The organism is Acidovorax sp. BLS4 (assembly GCF_032929295.1).
Taxonomy (GTDB): Bacteria; Pseudomonadota; Gammaproteobacteria; order Burkholderiales; family Burkholderiaceae_C; genus Paracidovorax.
Genome location: NZ_CP136797.1, coordinates 4,248,867 through 4,264,478, shown reverse-complemented (window position 1 = coordinate 4,264,478; position 15,612 = coordinate 4,248,867). Strand labels below are relative to the sequence as shown.

General features: G+C 66.0%; 15 protein-coding genes and 1 tRNA gene. 6 read left to right on the top strand and 10 right to left on the bottom strand.

The window, feature by feature from the left end; all coding sequences use genetic code 11:
* Window positions 1-56 precede the first annotated feature (56 nt).
* The 8 genes from R1Z03_RS19630 to cysS all read right to left on the bottom strand — a co-directional run bounded on the left by R1Z03_RS19630 (window position 57) and on the right by cysS (window position 8,460).
* On the bottom strand, window positions 57-437 hold the full coding sequence (locus R1Z03_RS19630) for a hypothetical protein (RefSeq protein ID WP_317354213.1): 381 nt from the start codon (window positions 435-437) through the stop codon (window positions 57-59).
* Between the two features lie 327 nt (window positions 438-764).
* Window positions 765-2,405, bottom strand: coding sequence for a hypothetical protein (locus tag R1Z03_RS19625; protein ID WP_317354210.1), 1,641 nt, complete (start codon window positions 2,403-2,405; stop codon window positions 765-767).
* Between the two features lie 328 nt (window positions 2,406-2,733).
* Window positions 2,734-2,826, bottom strand: a tRNA-Ser gene (locus R1Z03_RS19620).
* A gap of 42 nt (window positions 2,827-2,868) precedes the next feature.
* Window positions 2,869-4,137, bottom strand: a complete 1,269-nt coding sequence (locus tag R1Z03_RS19615; RefSeq protein ID WP_272548049.1) for an aspartate kinase — start codon at window positions 4,135-4,137, stop codon at window positions 2,869-2,871.
* Window positions 4,138-4,234: 97 nt separating this feature from the next.
* Window positions 4,235-5,185, bottom strand: coding sequence for a tRNA lysidine(34) synthetase TilS (gene tilS / locus R1Z03_RS19610; RefSeq protein WP_317354208.1), 951 nt, complete (start codon window positions 5,183-5,185; stop codon window positions 4,235-4,237).
* 107 nt (window positions 5,186-5,292) lie between these two features.
* Entirely contained in the window at window positions 5,293-6,270 is a 978-nt protein-coding gene (locus R1Z03_RS19605) for an acetyl-CoA carboxylase carboxyltransferase subunit alpha (RefSeq protein WP_272563991.1), read from the bottom strand.
* Window positions 6,271-6,358: 88 nt separating this feature from the next.
* On the bottom strand, window positions 6,359-7,018 hold the full coding sequence (locus R1Z03_RS19600) for a DNA-3-methyladenine glycosylase (protein ID WP_272563992.1): 660 nt from the start codon (window positions 7,016-7,018) through the stop codon (window positions 6,359-6,361).
* Window positions 7,019-7,080: 62 nt separating this feature from the next.
* On the bottom strand, window positions 7,081-8,460 hold the full coding sequence (cysS, locus tag R1Z03_RS19595; protein ID WP_317354204.1) for a cysteine--tRNA ligase: 1,380 nt from the start codon (window positions 8,458-8,460) through the stop codon (window positions 7,081-7,083).
* A gap of 213 nt (window positions 8,461-8,673) precedes the next feature.
* Here cysS and R1Z03_RS19590 point away from each other — a divergent pair, with 213 nt between their 5' ends.
* The 6 genes from R1Z03_RS19590 (at window position 8,674) to R1Z03_RS19565 (ending at window position 14,002) form a co-directional block, all read left to right on the top strand.
* Window positions 8,674-9,768, top strand: coding sequence for a tetratricopeptide repeat protein (locus tag R1Z03_RS19590; RefSeq protein ID WP_317354201.1), 1,095 nt, complete (start codon window positions 8,674-8,676; stop codon window positions 9,766-9,768).
* A 100-nt stretch (window positions 9,769-9,868) separates the two neighbouring features.
* Complete coding sequence (locus tag R1Z03_RS19585; protein WP_372588174.1) at window positions 9,869-11,152, top strand: murein L,D-transpeptidase family protein; 1,284 nt, start codon at window positions 9,869-9,871, stop codon at window positions 11,150-11,152.
* Window positions 11,149-11,733: a peptidylprolyl isomerase gene (locus tag R1Z03_RS19580; protein ID WP_284402561.1), complete on the top strand. Its 585-nt coding sequence runs from the start codon at window positions 11,149-11,151 to the stop codon at window positions 11,731-11,733. Before R1Z03_RS19585 ends, R1Z03_RS19580 begins: the two co-directional genes overlap by 4 nt.
* 62 nt (window positions 11,734-11,795) lie before the next feature.
* The gene (locus R1Z03_RS19575) at window positions 11,796-12,302 is read left to right on the top strand and encodes a peptidylprolyl isomerase (protein WP_284402562.1); all 507 of its coding nucleotides are present in this window, start codon (window positions 11,796-11,798) and stop codon (window positions 12,300-12,302) included.
* 37 nt (window positions 12,303-12,339) lie between these two features.
* On the top strand, window positions 12,340-13,128 hold the full coding sequence (locus tag R1Z03_RS19570) for a UDP-2,3-diacylglucosamine diphosphatase (RefSeq protein WP_317354193.1): 789 nt from the start codon (window positions 12,340-12,342) through the stop codon (window positions 13,126-13,128).
* Window positions 13,129-13,180: 52 nt separating this feature from the next.
* A complete protein-coding gene (locus tag R1Z03_RS19565) occupies window positions 13,181-14,002 on the top strand; it encodes a zinc-dependent peptidase (protein WP_317354190.1) in 822 nt (273 codons plus the stop codon).
* Between the two features lie 84 nt (window positions 14,003-14,086).
* Here the strand turns inward: R1Z03_RS19565 and R1Z03_RS19560 are convergent, their stop codons facing one another.
* Complete coding sequence (locus tag R1Z03_RS19560; protein WP_284403518.1) at window positions 14,087-14,389, bottom strand: antibiotic biosynthesis monooxygenase; 303 nt, start codon at window positions 14,387-14,389, stop codon at window positions 14,087-14,089.
* A 131-nt stretch (window positions 14,390-14,520) separates the two neighbouring features.
* Complete coding sequence (locus tag R1Z03_RS19555) at window positions 14,521-15,405, bottom strand: DUF3014 domain-containing protein (protein WP_317354185.1); 885 nt, start codon at window positions 15,403-15,405, stop codon at window positions 14,521-14,523.
* Window positions 15,406-15,612: the final 207 nt, after the last annotated feature.

The window sequence follows — 15,612 nt, the reverse complement described above, 5'->3', positions numbered from 1 at the left end:
AGTGGACAGGCCACCGATTGATGGTGGTTGCCCATGGGGTTCAGATGCGCGCCGAGTCAGCGCGGCAAAACGGTATTGGGGGTCTTGCCCGCGTCATGCGTCGGTTGCTCATCGGCTGATGGGGCATCTGGCTCGACCAGACTTCCCGCAGCAGCCCCGCCCAACGCGCCCGCCACAGCACCGGCAGTGCCGCCCACGAACACGCCGACAGGCCCTGCCACCGCTGCACCAACGGCCGCGCCTGCGGCCGTACCAGCCATGACACCGCCGCCCATCAGCGAAGATTTCGATTCGCGCTCGGCCTCTTCAGGCGACAGCGCATATTGGGCGGCCACGGCCGGGTCCTGCGAAGGAATGCCGTGACCGGGACGGGCCTGCTCGGCCAGGTCAGAGCCGGCAGGTCTTGTTTCAGCCAGGGGCGTATGGGATGCGTTCATGGTGGGCTCCTTTGAGGTGGTCGCTTCGCAGGCGAAATGCCCGCTGCCATTCCGTTGTAAAGAGCCCGTCCCCCACGCCTCGCCGTCCCGAACACCGAGTGGATGTCGGACGACACGCAATCGCGGCAAATCACTTGACTCAGGTCAGTTCTGGCTGCGCATGCGCTCAACGCGCAGTATTTACCCAGCTCCTGAACTGTACCCAAAGCCGCTGTAGTACCACTCTTTCGAATCCATTCCGTGAGCGCGCGAACCGAACGGCCTTATGGGCTGAGCGTTGCGCAATGGGCGACGACGTCGCCCTCCCGCCGGAACGAAAAAACCGCGTCAGTTCAGCAGAACGGGCTTTTCCGGCAATGGCAAAGTGCAGTACCAGTGGAAAGTTAGCACCTTCAAATTGCACCCCGCAGTGGTGCCGTTCAAGCTGTACCCCGACAGTCCAACCATCCGGCCGTCGGCCGTTCCTTCAGGCGGATGGGAGTCGAACCCACTATTTCCAGGGCTTCCGGCGAGAAAGCTCTGTCCGTTATCAGCCGTGAAGCCCAACGCGTTGATCAAAGTGGAAGAGCGACCTTTTGAGTTAATGATGCTCTGGCCAGCGGCCAGTGTGACCTCGAACGGGGCGGCATTCGTATCACCAGTGCGGCCCTGCACACCGGTGGAGGTGCCGTCTATAAACACCTCCAACGAATCGATCAGGTCACCCGCGCGCACTCGCACCTGAGTGATCCGCTTGCCATCATCCGCTACCGCGCTGAACCTCGCACTTTCCTGAAAATCGCCGTATGGCCCATCCAGATAAACCACTTCAGGCGCTCGAATGGGTGTGACATTGTCGGGATTAGCCCAACTCCAGAGCTGAGTCTGAGCGGTGTTCTGATCGATCTGCCAAGCCAATTCGTTTGTCACCACCTCAGTGTGCTTAGCTGCCGCGTACTCGGCACGCCTCTTGGCTCCACCGCTGTATTCCTCCACACCTCGCCATCCACTGTAAGTGTCGTACGGCGTCCACTTATCGACGGTGATCGAGCTATTGTCCTGCAGCTTGATCATGGTTGCCCGCAGCGCCAGCAGCTCAGCACGTGCTGCGGCGATGGCCGCTTGGTATGCATCAATCTTCTCCTGCAACCGGCGTACTCGTTTAGCGCGTTCATCAGGGCTAAGCGGGTCACCAAATATTTCCTCATGGAACAGGATTTCCTCCCGCATGGTGAGCAACATGATCGAGCCGAAGGGCAAAGAGAACTTGAGGGTTTTCTGAGGATCCTCCACGTCAAGAAAACTCGGCTCCAGGAAATCCAGCGTGTTAACCAGCGCTGTGAAATTTCCTGCACGCTCCGATTCTGTCGACTCCACATAGTTGCGCATCACGTTGTAGAGGCCTTGCAGCTTAATGGTGAGCTCTTTATCGATAAGCTGGTCATACACCGTGCCGACCACCTGACTGATGTAGTTTTGAAAGCTGGCCCAAGCCTGCTCTTTGTTGGTTCGGGGATCGGGCCAAAGACCGTACACCATGGTCTTGAGCGCAGCGCCCACGACGGGGACCAGCATCAACGCCGAGCCGAGAGCCGTGCGGAAGAAGTTGTTGATGGTAGAGGCTGAGACCACACCGTCGTTGTCCTCAACGGCCCAAGTCACCGTTGTCGGTGCAGGAAAGGACTCCGGTTGGTAATCGTAGAGCTTGAAGCTGTCGATAGTGCCGCCCATTCCGTACGCGTCCAAGTCTTTAATCGTCTGGTTGGGATAGAAATAGGCCGTCTTGCCGCCGTAATCATCATCTTTGAATACCTGAATCCACGCTCTCGAGCCTAGTACAAGGGAATCGGTTTCGTCGCCCCCCTTTTCGCCCGTCGAGAATATGTAATCGTTCAGATCTGACACCTCTAGCGGACCGTCGAAACGCTTCGTTCCGCCGCTCATTTTTTCTCCGTCGTAGAACTGCACCCAGCAACCGTCAGTAGCCATTGGTTTCTCCCTTTTAGATAGAGCGCTTTCGCGAGTGGTGACCCCCCGATTTTCTTAACCGGATGCGTCACTGACGATCATATAGAGGGGTCATGGATACAGGGAGGAATCAGCACGGGCACAGTGTCCAGGTCATGTTGCGCGACTATGCGAAATGGATTCCGAATGCTGCCAAAGCGTCCAACCTTGCCGCCGGGAACCTATCGCTTGGGGTGTCGCCAACTCACACCACACACTCGATCCAGGTTCAATTCAGGTCGCCGATGTGCGGCCCAACGCACCAAAGAGAAAAGCCCCAAGTGAATCAATCACTTGGGGCTTTTGCATCTGGCGGAAACGGAGGGATTCGAACCCTCGATGAGGCTCTACACCCCATACTCCCTTAGCAGGGGAGCACCTTCGGCCACTCGGTCACGTTTCCAATCCGGCTATTATGCCTCAGATTGAAGGCGTTTTTGCCTCGTCAAGCAGGCGACTGGTCCAGTTCGAACGCCTTGTGCAGCGTGCGCACTGCCAACTCCACGTACTTCTCGTCGATCACGACGGAGGTCTTGATTTCGGAGGTCGAGATCATCTGGATGTTGATGCCCTCTTCGCTCAGCACGCGGAACATCTTGGCGGCCACGCCCACGTGGCTGCGCATGCCGATGCCGACGATGCTGACCTTGCAGATCTTGGCGTCGCCCACCACTTCCTGCGCGCCCAATGCGGGAACGACCTTTTCCTTGAGCAAGTCAATCGTGCGCGCGTAGTCGGAGCGGTTGACGGTGAAGCTGAAGTCCGTTTTGCCGTCCTTGCTCAGGTTCTGGATGATCACGTCGACATCGATGTTCGCATCGGCCACGGCGCCCAGGATCTGGTAGGCAATGCCGGGCTTGTCAGGCACGCCGAGCACGGAGATCTTGGCCTCGTCGCGGTTGAATGCGATGCCGGATACAACGGCTTGTTCCATTTTTTCGTCTTCCTCAAAAGTGATCAGCGTGCCGGAGCGGGCTTCTTCGTTGATGTCGATGTCCCAGGGCGTGAAGCTGGACAGCACGCGCAGGGGCACCTTGTATTTGCCGGCGAATTCGACCGAGCGGATCTGGAGCACCTTGCTGCCCAGGCTGGCCATCTCCAGCATTTCCTCGAAGCTCACGGTGGCCAGGCGGCGCGCCTCCTGCACCACGCGCGGATCGGTCGTGTACACGCCGTCCACATCGGTGTAGATCAGGCATTCGGCCGCCTTCATGGCGGCGGCCACCGCCACGGCAGAGGTATCGGAGCCGCCCCGGCCGAGCGTGGTGATGTGGCCGTGCTCGTCGATGCCCTGGAAGCCCGTCACGATCACGACCTTGCCGGCGGACAGGTCGGCACGCACGCGCTGGTCGTCGATGGATTCGATGCGGGCCTTGGTGTAGGCGCTGTTGGTGCGGATCGGCACCTGCCAGCCGGCGTAGCTCACCGACTCCATGCCTTCGGACTGCAGCGCGATCGCCAGCAGCGCGGAAGACGCCTGCTCTCCGGTGGAGGCCAGCATGTCGAGTTCACGGTGGTAGGCGGACGTGGCGCGCGAAGGGGCAAGGTCCTTGGCCAGCCCGAGCAGGCGGTTGGTTTCGCCACTCATGGCGCTGGGCACCACCACCATCTGGTGGCCGGCCCGCGCCCATTTGGCCACGCGCTTGGCGACGTTGCGGATGCGCTCCGTGGAGCCCATCGACGTGCCGCCGTATTTATGAACGATCAGTGCCATTGGATATCTGGAATGACGAAACGCAAGACGGCGCAGGGAAAGGAGAAAAATTGTTCTGGCGCGCCGCCGTTTTTCGTGCAGGGATGGGGACCAAAACCTAGGAATTGTACCAACCGAGCACCTGGGCTTCGCGCACGGCGAAGCCGCGGCCGACCTTGATGCGGATGCGATGCCCCCGAGTGGTGCATGCGGCGATCTGGTCCAGCAGTTCGGCCAGTTGGACTGCGGCCGGCGTGGTGCCGTGCACGCTGCGCAACCAGTGGCGCAGCACGTTGGCCTGCCGGGCCCGGCTCAGCGACTGCAAGGCCGCCAGCCGCGGCGGCACGCCCACGGCGGCCAGATCGGCCTCGGCCAGTTCCTGCAGCAGTTCGCTGGCCTGCGCGGCATGCTCGGCGCTGCGGGCGAAGGTGTCGCGGAACTGGGGAAAAGCGGCATCGAGCGCTGGCAGCAGCCGGTGGCGGATCCGGTTGCGCGTGTAGTGCTCGTCGCCATTGGTGGGGTCTTCCACCCACGCCTCGCCCCGCGCCACCAGCCAGGCGCGAACATCGGCGCCGGCCACCCGCAGCAGGGGCCGATGCCAGTCGAGGCCATCGCGCTGCCAGTGCGCAGGCATGGACGCCAGACCCGGCACGCCAGCGCCCCGCGACAGCGCCAGCAGCAGGGTTTCGACCTGGTCGTCGGCGTGCTGGGCCAATGCTATTGTTTTTATAGCGGTATGCCCTAGTGTTACTTGCGCCAGACCCGCAAAAGCCTCGTACCGCATCCGGCGGGCGGTGTCTTCCGGGCTTTGGCCCGGCGCGGGGCGTGCGTCCACGCGCGCCACCTGGAGCGGCACGCCCTGGCGCTGGCACAGGTCCGCGCAGTGGCGCTCGAAGCCATCGGCCGCCGCCTGCAGCCCATGGTGCACATGGAACGCATGCACCTGGCCGGGCCACCGCCCTGCGCAGGCCAGCAGCAGCGCGGTGGAGTCGGCCCCGCCGCTCAGCCCCACGGCCAGCGGCAGGGCCGGTGCGAAGGCCGCCATGGCGGCGTCGAAGGATTGCGTCATGCCAAAGGGACGTTTCAAAGGGCTGTGATGGCAGCGACTTCCATGCAAAACGGCCCCGAAGGGCCGCTGGGTTCATGGCATGGGGCGTGGTGCCGGAGCCCTGTGCTTCAGCGCGTCTCGGCCTTGGTGTCGGTGAATCGGCCGTAGCTTTGCAGGCGCTCGTAGCGGCGGTCCAGCAGTTCCTTGGGCTTGAGATCGGCCAGTTGGCGGAAGGCATCGCCCAGCGCTCGCTTGAGGAAGGCGGCCATCTGCTTGTGGTCGCGGTGGGCGCCGCCCACGGGCTCGCTCACGATCTTGTCCACGAGGCCCAGGGCCTTGAGGCGGTGCGCCGTGATGCCCATGGCATCGGCCGCGTCCTGCGCCTTGTCGCTGGTCTTCCAGAGGATGGAGGCACAGCCTTCGGGGCTGATCACCGAGTAGATGGAGTATTGCAGCATCACCACCTGGTCGGCCACGCTGATGGCCAGCGCGCCGCCGGAGCCGCCCTCGCCGATCACGGTGGTGATGATGGGCACTTCCAGTTGCGCCATCTCGAAGATGTTGCGGCCGATGGCCTCGGACTGGCCGCGTTCTTCGGCATCGATGCCGGGATAGGCGCCAGGCGTGTCCACGAAGGTGAACACCGGCAGCTTGAACTTCTCGGCCGTCTTCATGAGGCGCAGGGCCTTGCGGTAGCCCTCGGGGCGGCTCATGCCGAAGTTGCGCGCGGCGCGCTCCTTGGTGTCGCGGCCCTTCTGGTGGCCCAGCACCATGCAGGCATGCCCGTTGAAGCGGGCCAGGCCCCCGACGATGGACAGGTCATCGGCGAAGTGGCGGTCGCCGTGCAGCTCGACGAAGTCGGTGAAGATGTCGCGCACGTAGTCGAGCGTGTAGGGGCGCTCGGGATGGCGGGCGATCTTGGTGATCTGCCAGGGCGACAGATCGCTGTAGATGTCTTTGGTGAGCTGGTGGCTCTTCTTGCTGAGCTGGTCGATCTCTTCCGAAATATCGACGGCGCTTTCGGTCTGCACGTAGCGCAGTTCTTCGATTTTTCCTTCGAGCTCGGCAATCGGCTGCTCGAAATCCAGAAAGGTTTTTTTCGCCAACGTAATTCTCCTTGGGCTCCTCGCCCTGTTCAGGCCAGCACCACGGGCACGGACGCAGCATCGGTTGCCGCGCCCTCCCGCGAGGGCGTCAATAGTCCACCGGCAACGGGGCGAGCGACCGCCAAATATACCAACTCGCCACGCTGCACCAGGGCTTCCAGGCCTCTGCCACTTCGCGGGCATCGCTGCGGCTCACGGGATCACCCGAAAAATAGTGCTGGCTGATGCCCTGGATCAGGGTGGCATCGTCCAGCGGCATGACGTTCGGGCGGGCCAGGTGGAAGATGAGGAACATGTCCGCCGTCCAGCGGCCGATGCCGCGGATGGCGATCAGCTCCTCCGTGATGGCCTCGTCGTCCATCGCATCCCAGTCCTTGACGTGCAGCTTGCCGGTATCGAAGTGCAGCGCCAGATCGACCAGATAGTCCACCTTGCGCGCGGACAGGCCTGCGCCGCGCATGTCGTCCACCTTGAGTTTGAGCACACTGGCCGGCGTCATGGTGCGCGGCAGGGCCGCGAAACGGTCCCATACCTTCTGCGCGGACGCCACCGACACCTGCTGGCCGACGATGCTGCGCGCCAGCGTGGTGAACGCATCGCCGCGCTGGCGCAGGGCCACGTCGCCCAGTTGCGGGATGAGCCGCTTCATCACGCGGTCTTTCTTGACGAGGTGCTTGCAGGCCTCGGCCCAATACGCGGGCGCGATCAGTTGCGGCCCGTCATGGGCTGTCTTTTTCGTCGCAGCCACCGCTTATCCCGCCCGCACCAGAAATTTCACCGGCGCCAAAGGCCGCTTCATCCAGGAACCGCTCACTGCGCTGCCTCCCAGGTCGTGCCGGCAGCGGAGTCCTTGAGGACGATGCCCTGCTCCAGCAGCGCCTTGCGGATGCGGTCGGCCTCGGCGAAGTCCTTCGCGGCCTTGGCGGCGGCGCGCGCGGCGATCTGTGCCTGGATGGCGGCTTCGTCCAGCGTGGCGCCGGCCTTCAGGAAGGCTTGCGGATCGCCCTGCAGCAGGCCCAGGCAACTGGCCAGCGCCTTCAGCAGTCCGGCGGTCTGCGGCGACTGCGTGCGGTTGACCTCGCCGGCCAGATCGAACAGCACGGCGACGGCCTCGGGGGTGCCGAAGTCTTCGTCCATGGCGGCCTTGAACCGGGCCGCGTAGGGATCGGTCCAGTCGATCGAGGGCGTGGGCGCTGGCGCGACCAGGCTCAATGCCGTATAGAGGCGCTTGAGTGCGGCGCGCGCGTCGTCCAGGTGGGCGTCGCTGTAGTTGAGGGCGCTGCGGTAATGGGCGCGCACGATGAAAAAGCGCACGGTCTCGGCGTCGTACCTGGCCAGCACGTCGCGGATGGTGAAGAAGTTGCCGAGCGACTTGCTCATCTTCTCGTTGTCCACGCGCACGAAGCCGTTGTGCACCCAGAAGCGCGCCAGCGGCTTGCCGGTGGCGCCTTCGCTCTGCGCGATCTCGTTTTCGTGGTGCGGAAACTGCAGGTCGGCGCCGCCGCCATGGATGTCGAAGCTCTCGCCCAGCGTGGCGCAGCTCATGGCCGAGCACTCGATGTGCCAGCCGGGCCGGCCGGCGCCGAAGGGGCTGTCCCACTTGGCTTCGGGCGGCTCCTCGGGCTTGGCGGACTTCCACAGCACGAAGTCCAGCGGATCGTCCTTGCCGTCGGCCACGGCCACGCGCTCGCCCGCGCGCAATTCGTCGAGCGACTTGCCGGACAGCTTGCCGTAGCCCGCGAACTTGCGCACCGCATAGTTCACGTCGCCGCCGCTGGCACGGTAGGCCAGACCCTTGTCTTCCAGAGCGCCGATCAGCGCGAGCATCTGCGGCACGTATTCGGTGGCGCGCGGCTCGATGGAGGGCGGCTCGATGCCCAAAGCGCCGATGTCCTGGTGCATGGCGGCGATCATCTCGTCGGTCAGCTCGCGGATGGTGATGCCGCGCTCCACCGCGCGCCGGATGATCTTGTCATCGATGTCGGTGATGTTGCGCACATAGGTCACGCGCAGGCCGCTGCTCTTGAGCCAGCGCTGCACCACGTCAAACGCCATCATCATGCGGGCGTGGCCGATGTGACACAGGTCATAAATGGTCATGCCGCAGACATACATGCGCACATGTCCGGGCTCCAGCGGAGAAAAAGGCTCCAGCGCACGCGACAGCGTGTTGTAGATACGCAAACTCATGGAAATTCAGTCAAGGGGTGGATGGTGCAGCCGGCGCCCTGGCAGGGGCTGCGCAAAGAGGCGGGAGCCTCCCGGAAGGGCCGTGCGCGGCGGTGCGCACATGCAAAATCAGGAGCGGCAACAGCGTACCGGCATGACAAACCCCTCAGCTACAATCCGCCGCAGTATAAGCCCCCGTTACGGCTTGACACCTCCAACCATTCCCGTCCGCCCATGAAGCATCCACAACGCACCCTTGCCCATCTCCTGCGCCTGATTGCCCTGTCGGCCTTGTTGGGTGCCCCGCTGGCCCACGCGGACGACTATGCCGAGATCACCCAGTTGCTCAAGGCAGGCAAGCCGGCGGATGCCCTGGCCAAGGCCGACCAGCGGCTCACCGCCAACCCCCGCGACCCGCAATTGCGCTTCCTGCGCGGCGTGGCCCAGGCGGATTCGGGCAAGCAGACCGAAGCGGTGGCCACCTTCACGAAGCTCACGGAAGACTATCCCGAGCTGCCCGAGCCCTACAACAACCTGGCCGTGCTGTACGCCAACCAGAACCAGCTCGACAAGGCGCGCACCGCGCTCGAGATGGCCATCCGCACCAACCCCAGCTATGCCACCGCGCATGAAAACCTGGGCGACATCTACGCCAAGCTGGCCAGCCAGGCCTACAACAAGGCGCTGCAGCTCGATGCCACGCACGCAAGCTCGGTCAAGCCCAAGCTGGCACTGATCCGCGACCTGTTCTCGACCGAGGCCAAGGCCTCCACCGCCAAGGCACCCGCGGCTGCGCCCGTGGCCGCGGCGGCTCCCCGCCCCGCCCCGGCACCCGCGCCCGTGGCGGCGTCCCCGGCGCCAGCCACCCCTGTGCCGGCCCCCGCGCCCACCCCGGCGGCACCGGCCGTGGCCGCTGCACCGGCGCCCACCCCGGCTCCGGCCCCCGCTCCCGCAGTGACGGGCAACACCGCCTCCAGCGCCGCCGCCGCGGCGGAACGGGAAGTGTCCGCCGCAGTGCACGCCTGGGCCAAGGCCTGGGAGAGCCAGGACATGAACGCCTACCTGGGCGCCTACGACAAGAACTACACGCCCAACGGCAAGCAAAGCCACGCAGCCTGGGAAAAAGAGCGCCGCGACCGCATCGTCGGCCGCGCCAAGATCAACGTCAGCGTGAACGACCTGCGCATTTCCGTGAACGGCAACAAGGCGCAGGCGCGCTTTCGCCAGGGCTACAGCTCCGGCAGCTACAGCGTGAACAGCCGCAAGACCCTGGACCTGGTGAACACCGGCGGCCAGTGGACCATCGTGCGCGAGGCCACCGGCGGTTGATGGCGATCGTTTCGGTGACGCGCTCCACCATCGCCTTCGGGATGCTCCCTTGCCCTCTGCTGGCGCACCGCGCCGCATTCGTTCCCGCTTGAAGCCTCGCATGCCTGCGGGACGTTCCCCCTGGAGCCGCGGCATGGCGGCGGGCATGGTGCTGTCGCTGCTCGCGGCAGCCTGGCCCGCGCACGCCCAGGGCGACAAGCTGCGCGGCGTGGGCAAGAACGCGCGCACGGCGCCCGTGCGCATCGCCCCGCTCGCCGATGGGCAGGCGGAAAAGCGCCTCATGGAGGTCTATCGCCTCACCGGCGAAGGCAAGGGCCGCGAGGCCCTGGCCAAGGCCGAGAGCTTGGTGCGCGACCACCCCAACTTCCAGCTCGCGCAACTGGCGCTGGGCGACCTGCTGTCGGCCCGCACGCGGCCGCTGCGGCAGATGGGCGACGTGCCGGCCGGCCAGGGCGATGCCCCGCCGCCGCAGGAAGCCGCCGACGTGCTGGCCGAGCTGCGCGCGGAGTCGCGACAGCGCACGGACGCCCTGCGGGTGCGCCCCCAGGCGCGCACCATTCCCGCCCAGTTCATCGAGCTGTCGCTGCGTTCGCGGCACGCGATCGCGGTCGATGCGTCGCGCTCGCGGCTCTACCTGTTCGAGAACACGCCCAACGGGCTGGAACTCGTAGCCGACTACTACGCCTCGGTGGGCAAGCTCGGCATCGAAAAGCTCATCGAGGGCGACCAGCGCACGCCGCTGGGCGTGTACTTCATCACGAGCCGCCTGGACCCGGCCACGCTCAAGGACTTCTACGGCGCCGGCGCCCTGCCCATCAACTACCCCAATCCGCTGGACCAGAGCCGCGGCAAGACGGGCAGCGGCATCTGGCTGCACGGCACGCCGCCGGACCAGTTCTCGCGCGCGCCGCTGGCCACCGACGGGTGCCTGGCCCTGGCCAACCCGGACCTGGAGCGCATCCTGCGCACGGTGGAGCCACGCTCCACGCCGGTGGTGATCGCACGGCAGCTGCAATGGGTGCCGCCGCACAGCGTGCAGGCCGACCGCAAGGCGTTCGATGCGGTGCTGGATGCCTGGCGCACCGCCAAGTCGCAGGGCGACCTGCAGCGCCTGATGGGGTTTTACGCCCCCACGTTCCAGAGCTACGGCAAGATGCCGCTGCAGGAGTTTTCCAAGCAGCTGGGCGCGGAAACGCGCGCGCTGCGCGGGCGGCCGATCCAGCTCAAGGACAAGACCCTGCTGCGCTGGACGGATGCCTCCGACACCATGGTGGTAACGTTCGGCGAGGTCATCGAAGGGGCCCGCACCGGCCCCGTCAAGCGCCAGTACTGGACCCGCAAGGGCAACCAATGGCAGATATTTTTCGAAGGAGTGATTGGATGATTTCCAGAAGAAATTCGACCCTGGCGCTGGCCGGCATGGCGCTGGCAGCTATCGTTTCCGTAGCACCCGCCCAGGCGCAGGACGCGGCGGCCCCCAAGGTGAAGCTCGCCACGTCGCTGGGCGACATCGTGGTCCAGCTCGATCCCGCCAAGGCCCCGAAGACGGTGGACAACTTCCTGTCCTATGTGAAGGACAAGCACTACGACGGCACCGTCTTTCACCGCGTGATCAACGGCTTCATGATCCAGGGCGGCGGCTTCACGCCCGACATGCAGCAAAAGCCCACCAAGGCACCGATCCCGCTGGAGGCCAACAACGGCCTCAAGAACGACAACTACACCATCGCCATGGCTCGCACCGGCAATCCGGACTCGGCCACCTCGCAGTTCTTCATCAACGTGAAGGACAACGCCATGCTCAACGCCACCGGTGAAGGCAACGGCTACGCCGTGTTCGGCAAGGTGGTTTCGGGCACCGACGTGGTGGACAAGATCAAGGCCGTGTCCACGGGCAACAAGGGCATGCACCAGAACGTGCCCACGACGCCCGTCGTCATCACCTCCGCCACCGTGGTCAAGTAAAGCCCACCGGCCCCTGTACACACCACGGCCCTTCCGGCCCCCAACGCTTTCCAAGGAATCCCATGAGCAACCCCCAAGTCGAACTGCACATCGCCGGCCACGGCGTCATCACCCTCGAACTCGATGCCGAAAAGGCGCCGAAGTCCACCGAGAACTTCCTGGCCTACGTGAAGAAGGGCCACTACGACAACACGATCTTCCACCGCGTGATCCCCGGCTTCATGGTGCAGGGCGGCGGGTTCGAGCCCGGCATGAACCAAAAGGGCACCGAAGCCCCGATCGAGAACGAGGCCAACAACGGCCTGAAGAACGCCAACTACACCGTGGCCATGGCCCGCACGAGCGATCCGCACTCGGCCACCGCCCAGTTCTTCATCAACGTGGCCGACAACGGCTTCCTGAACCACACCGCGCCGTCCGCCCAGGGCTGGGGCTATGCCGTGTTCGGCAAGGTGGTCAAGGGCACCGAAGTGGTGGATGCCATCAAGGGCGTGAAGACCGGCCGCAAGGGCTTCCATGACGACGTGCCCAAGGACGACGTGATCATCGAGAAGGCCGTCGCCCTGTAATCGCGGCGACCGCGGCGCACCCATCCCCGCCCGCCCCGTGACCACGACCGTGCCCCGGTTCGAGGAGCTTGCCGCTCCTTCGGACTGGCGCACGGTCGAATTCATTTCCGACCTGCACCTGCAGGCCAGCGAGCCCGCCACGTTCGAGGCCTGGCGACGCTATCTGCGGACCACCGACGCGAGCGCGGTGTTCATCCTGGGCGACCTGTTCGAAGTGTGGGTGGGTGACGACTGCATCGACGATGCCGAGGGCGCCTTCGAGGCCGAATGCGGCGCCCTGCTGCGCGAGGCGGCCCGCCAGCGGCCGGTGTTCTTCATGCACGGCAATCGCGACTTCCTGGTCGGGCCGCGCTTTCTCGCCCACTGCGGCCTGACCGGGCTGCACGACCCGACGGTGCTGCAGTTCGGCGGCGAACGCACCGTGCTCAGCCACGGCGACCTGCTCTGCCTGGACGATGTGGACTACCAGCGCTTTCGCGCCCAGGCCCGCAGCACGGAGTGGCAGCAGCGGTTCCTGTCCCAGCCGCTGGCCGTGCGGCGCGCGCAGGCCCGCGGCATCCGCGAGCAGAGCGAGGCGCGCAAGCAGTCCGGCGAGGCCGCCTACGCCGATCTGGACGGCCCGGCCACGCGGCAGTGGCTGCAGGCCGCAGGCGCCCGCACGCTGATCCACGGCCACACGCACCGCCCCGCCGTCCACGCTCTGGAGCCGGGCCTGCAGCGCGTGGTGCTGAGCGACTGGGACGCGGCCGCCCGCCCGCCGCGCGCCGAGGTGCTGCGCCTGTCGCCCGGCCGGGGCTTGGAACGGCTCGCCGCCGTCCCCATGTAGGCGGCATCTCTTTTTCCGCCAGGGAGTGCGCGAGCAGGCCCTCCCCTCTTTCATGCCTGCTCTCTGGAACAAACTCTGGCACCGCGTGCGCGCGACCGTCGCCCCCGTGCCGGAGATCTCCGCCCCGCTCTGGCTGCAGACCCTGCAGCGCTATCCGTTCCTGTCCGCCCTGCCGCTGCAGGACCAGGCCAAGCTGAGGGCACTCAGCGCCCTCTTTCTGCAGCGCAAGGAATTCACCGGCGCGCACGGCCTGCAGGTCACCGATGCCATGGCGGTCGCCATCGCGGCCCAGGCGTGCCTGCCCGTGCTGCACTGGGGCACGCCCGCCCAGGCACTCGACTGGTACGACGATTTCGTGGGCATCGTGGTCCACCCCGGCGAGGCCGTGGCGCGCCGGCAGTCCACCGACGAGGCCGGCGTGGTGCACGACTACACCGAGGTGCTGCTGGGCGAGGCCATGCACCGGGGCCCGGTCATGCTGAGCTGGCCGGCCGTGGACAGCGCGGGCAGCGGCCAGGACCGGGGCATGAGCGTGGTCATCCACGAGTTCGTGCACAAGCTGGACATGCGCAACGGCAACGCGGACGGCTACCCGTCCCTGCCACCGGGCTTTCTGGGCACCACCGGCGCGCAGGCGGCGCGGCAGGCCTGGCGCGCGGCGTGGCAGCCGGCCTACGACGCCTTCCGGGAGCGCGTGATCATCGCCGAGCGCTTTGGCGGCGAATGGCCCTGGCTGGATGCCTACGGCGCGACGGCCCCGGCCGAATTCTTCGCCGTGGCGTGCGAGGCGTACTTCGTGGACCGGGCGACGTTCGCCGCCGAGTTCCCGGACCTGATGCCCACGCTGGACGCCTTCTACCGCCGGGGATTGTGAGTAAAAACCCCTTCACGCCCTAGATTTCATTGCCCTCATTGCTATTATTTGTATAGCAATCGCCCGCCTGGCCGGCGCAGGCGCTCACAGCGCGGATTCGAACAGTTCCAGCTGCGGCGGCCCCAAGTACAGATCGCGCTTTTGCCCCGCGCCCGCGTGCGCGGCCCGGAAGGCGTCGGAGCGGGTCCACGCCTCGAAATCCGCGCGCGACGCCCAGACGGTGTGCGAGGCGAACAGCGTGTGCTCGGGCGTCGTGTCGCCCCGCAGCAGGTGGAAGGCCTGGAAGCCCGGCACCTGCGCCAGATGGCTGTCGCGCTGGCGCCAGATCTCGACGAACTCCTCCTCACGGCCGGGGGCGATGCGGAAACGGTTCATGGCAACGAACATGGTGGGAAGCTCCTTGAAGTGAAAGATCAGAAATGAAACCGCAGAAGTGAAACCGCGGGAAGGGGCCGCGTTCACCGGACGGCGAGGCGCGGCGCGCGCCGGCCGCAGCAGGGCCGGCGCGCCCGTGGCGCTCAGGGCTTGCGCGCCATCTCGCCCGTCGCGACCCGGCGGCGCAGCTCGGCCAGCACGGTTTTCATCCGCCGCTCGTTCTCCACGCCCATGCGCACGAGGATCTTCTGGCCGCTGGACAGGGCCTGCAGCTTCGGGTCGGCGAATTCGTAGCGCACCCAGGGGCGCGTGGAGGGCACCTCGCCGGTCACCTTGGTGAGCTGCACCTGCACCGGGCCGGTGGGCTCGGGCGCCTGCAGCAGGTTGTCCAGCGTGGCCACCAGCCGGTCGTTGAAGTAGCGGCGCGGAAAGCCCAGCTCTTCGTACGCCTGCTGGAACAGCGGGTACAGCCGGGCGTACAGCGCAACGGCCTGGTCCTGCGGAATGGCTTCGGCCAGCATGACGAAGGCGCGGTAGCGGCCCGCATTGGTGGCGGCGATCGTCTCCGTCTCGCTGCCCTCGCCATCCACCAGGAACCGCTGCGGCATGGGCTGCACGGGCCACAGGCGGGACGGCGCGCTCTGGCGCGACAGGTTGTCCACCGTGGCGACCGCGCGCTGCACGAAGCCGTCCATGCGCAGCAGCGACGCTACCGAGTCCGCCCCGACCCATCCCGTGACCGCATCGGTCAGGGGGCGGTCCGATTCGGCCAGGGTGGGGAGTTTGGTGTCGGGCGGCTGCACCGTGTCCATGGGGTTCTGGGGTCCGGAGGCCGCGGATGCGGGCGGCGCGGCGGCCTGGGACGCGGACTGGCTGGCCACGGGCGGCAATGCCACCGGCTCGGACGCCGGGCGCCCCCAGAACCACCAGGCCGCGCCGGCGCCCAGCGCGCCAGCGACCACCCACGGAATCCAGGCGCGCGAAGCCTGCTGCGCGGGCCGCAACTCCACCGTGTCACGTTCAGGCATGAATGCCTCCTTTTCTTGGGTTTCGGGAAAGCCGCGGTAGAAAGACAAGATGCCCCGCGGCCGCCCATCGATTGGAAGCGATGGACTCCACCGGGCCGTAACGCCGTGTGACGGGTCCGGTCACCGCTGGCATGGGGGGTGTCGTGCACCGCTCGGTGGCCGATGCAAGCCGGCCGGGGTCCACGCAAGGAACGGTGGACCCGCGGG

Coding starts and splice junctions, on each gene's coding strand:
- R1Z03_RS19630 (WP_317354213.1), bottom strand. CDS start 437: ATGAACGCATCCCATACGCCCCTGGCTGAAACAAGACCTGCCGGCTCT.
- R1Z03_RS19625 (WP_317354210.1), bottom strand. CDS start 2,405: ATGGCTACTGACGGTTGCTGGGTGCAGTTCTACGACGGAGAAAAAATG.
- R1Z03_RS19615 (WP_272548049.1), bottom strand. CDS start 4,137: ATGGCACTGATCGTTCATAAATACGGCGGCACGTCGATGGGCTCCACG.
- tilS (WP_317354208.1), bottom strand. CDS start 5,185: ATGACGCAATCCTTCGACGCCGCCATGGCGGCCTTCGCACCGGCCCTG.
- cysS (WP_317354204.1), bottom strand. CDS start 8,460: ATGAGTTTGCGTATCTACAACACGCTGTCGCGTGCGCTGGAGCCTTTT.
- R1Z03_RS19590 (WP_317354201.1), top strand. CDS start 8,674: ATGAAGCATCCACAACGCACCCTTGCCCATCTCCTGCGCCTGATTGCC.
- R1Z03_RS19585 (WP_372588174.1), top strand. CDS start 9,869: ATGCCTGCGGGACGTTCCCCCTGGAGCCGCGGCATGGCGGCGGGCATG.
- R1Z03_RS19580 (WP_284402561.1), top strand. CDS start 11,149: ATGATTTCCAGAAGAAATTCGACCCTGGCGCTGGCCGGCATGGCGCTG.
- R1Z03_RS19575 (WP_284402562.1), top strand. CDS start 11,796: ATGAGCAACCCCCAAGTCGAACTGCACATCGCCGGCCACGGCGTCATC.
- R1Z03_RS19565 (WP_317354190.1), top strand. CDS start 13,181: ATGCCTGCTCTCTGGAACAAACTCTGGCACCGCGTGCGCGCGACCGTC.
- R1Z03_RS19560 (WP_284403518.1), bottom strand. CDS start 14,389: ATGTTCGTTGCCATGAACCGTTTCCGCATCGCCCCCGGCCGTGAGGAG.
- R1Z03_RS19555 (WP_317354185.1), bottom strand. CDS start 15,405: ATGCCTGAACGTGACACGGTGGAGTTGCGGCCCGCGCAGCAGGCTTCG.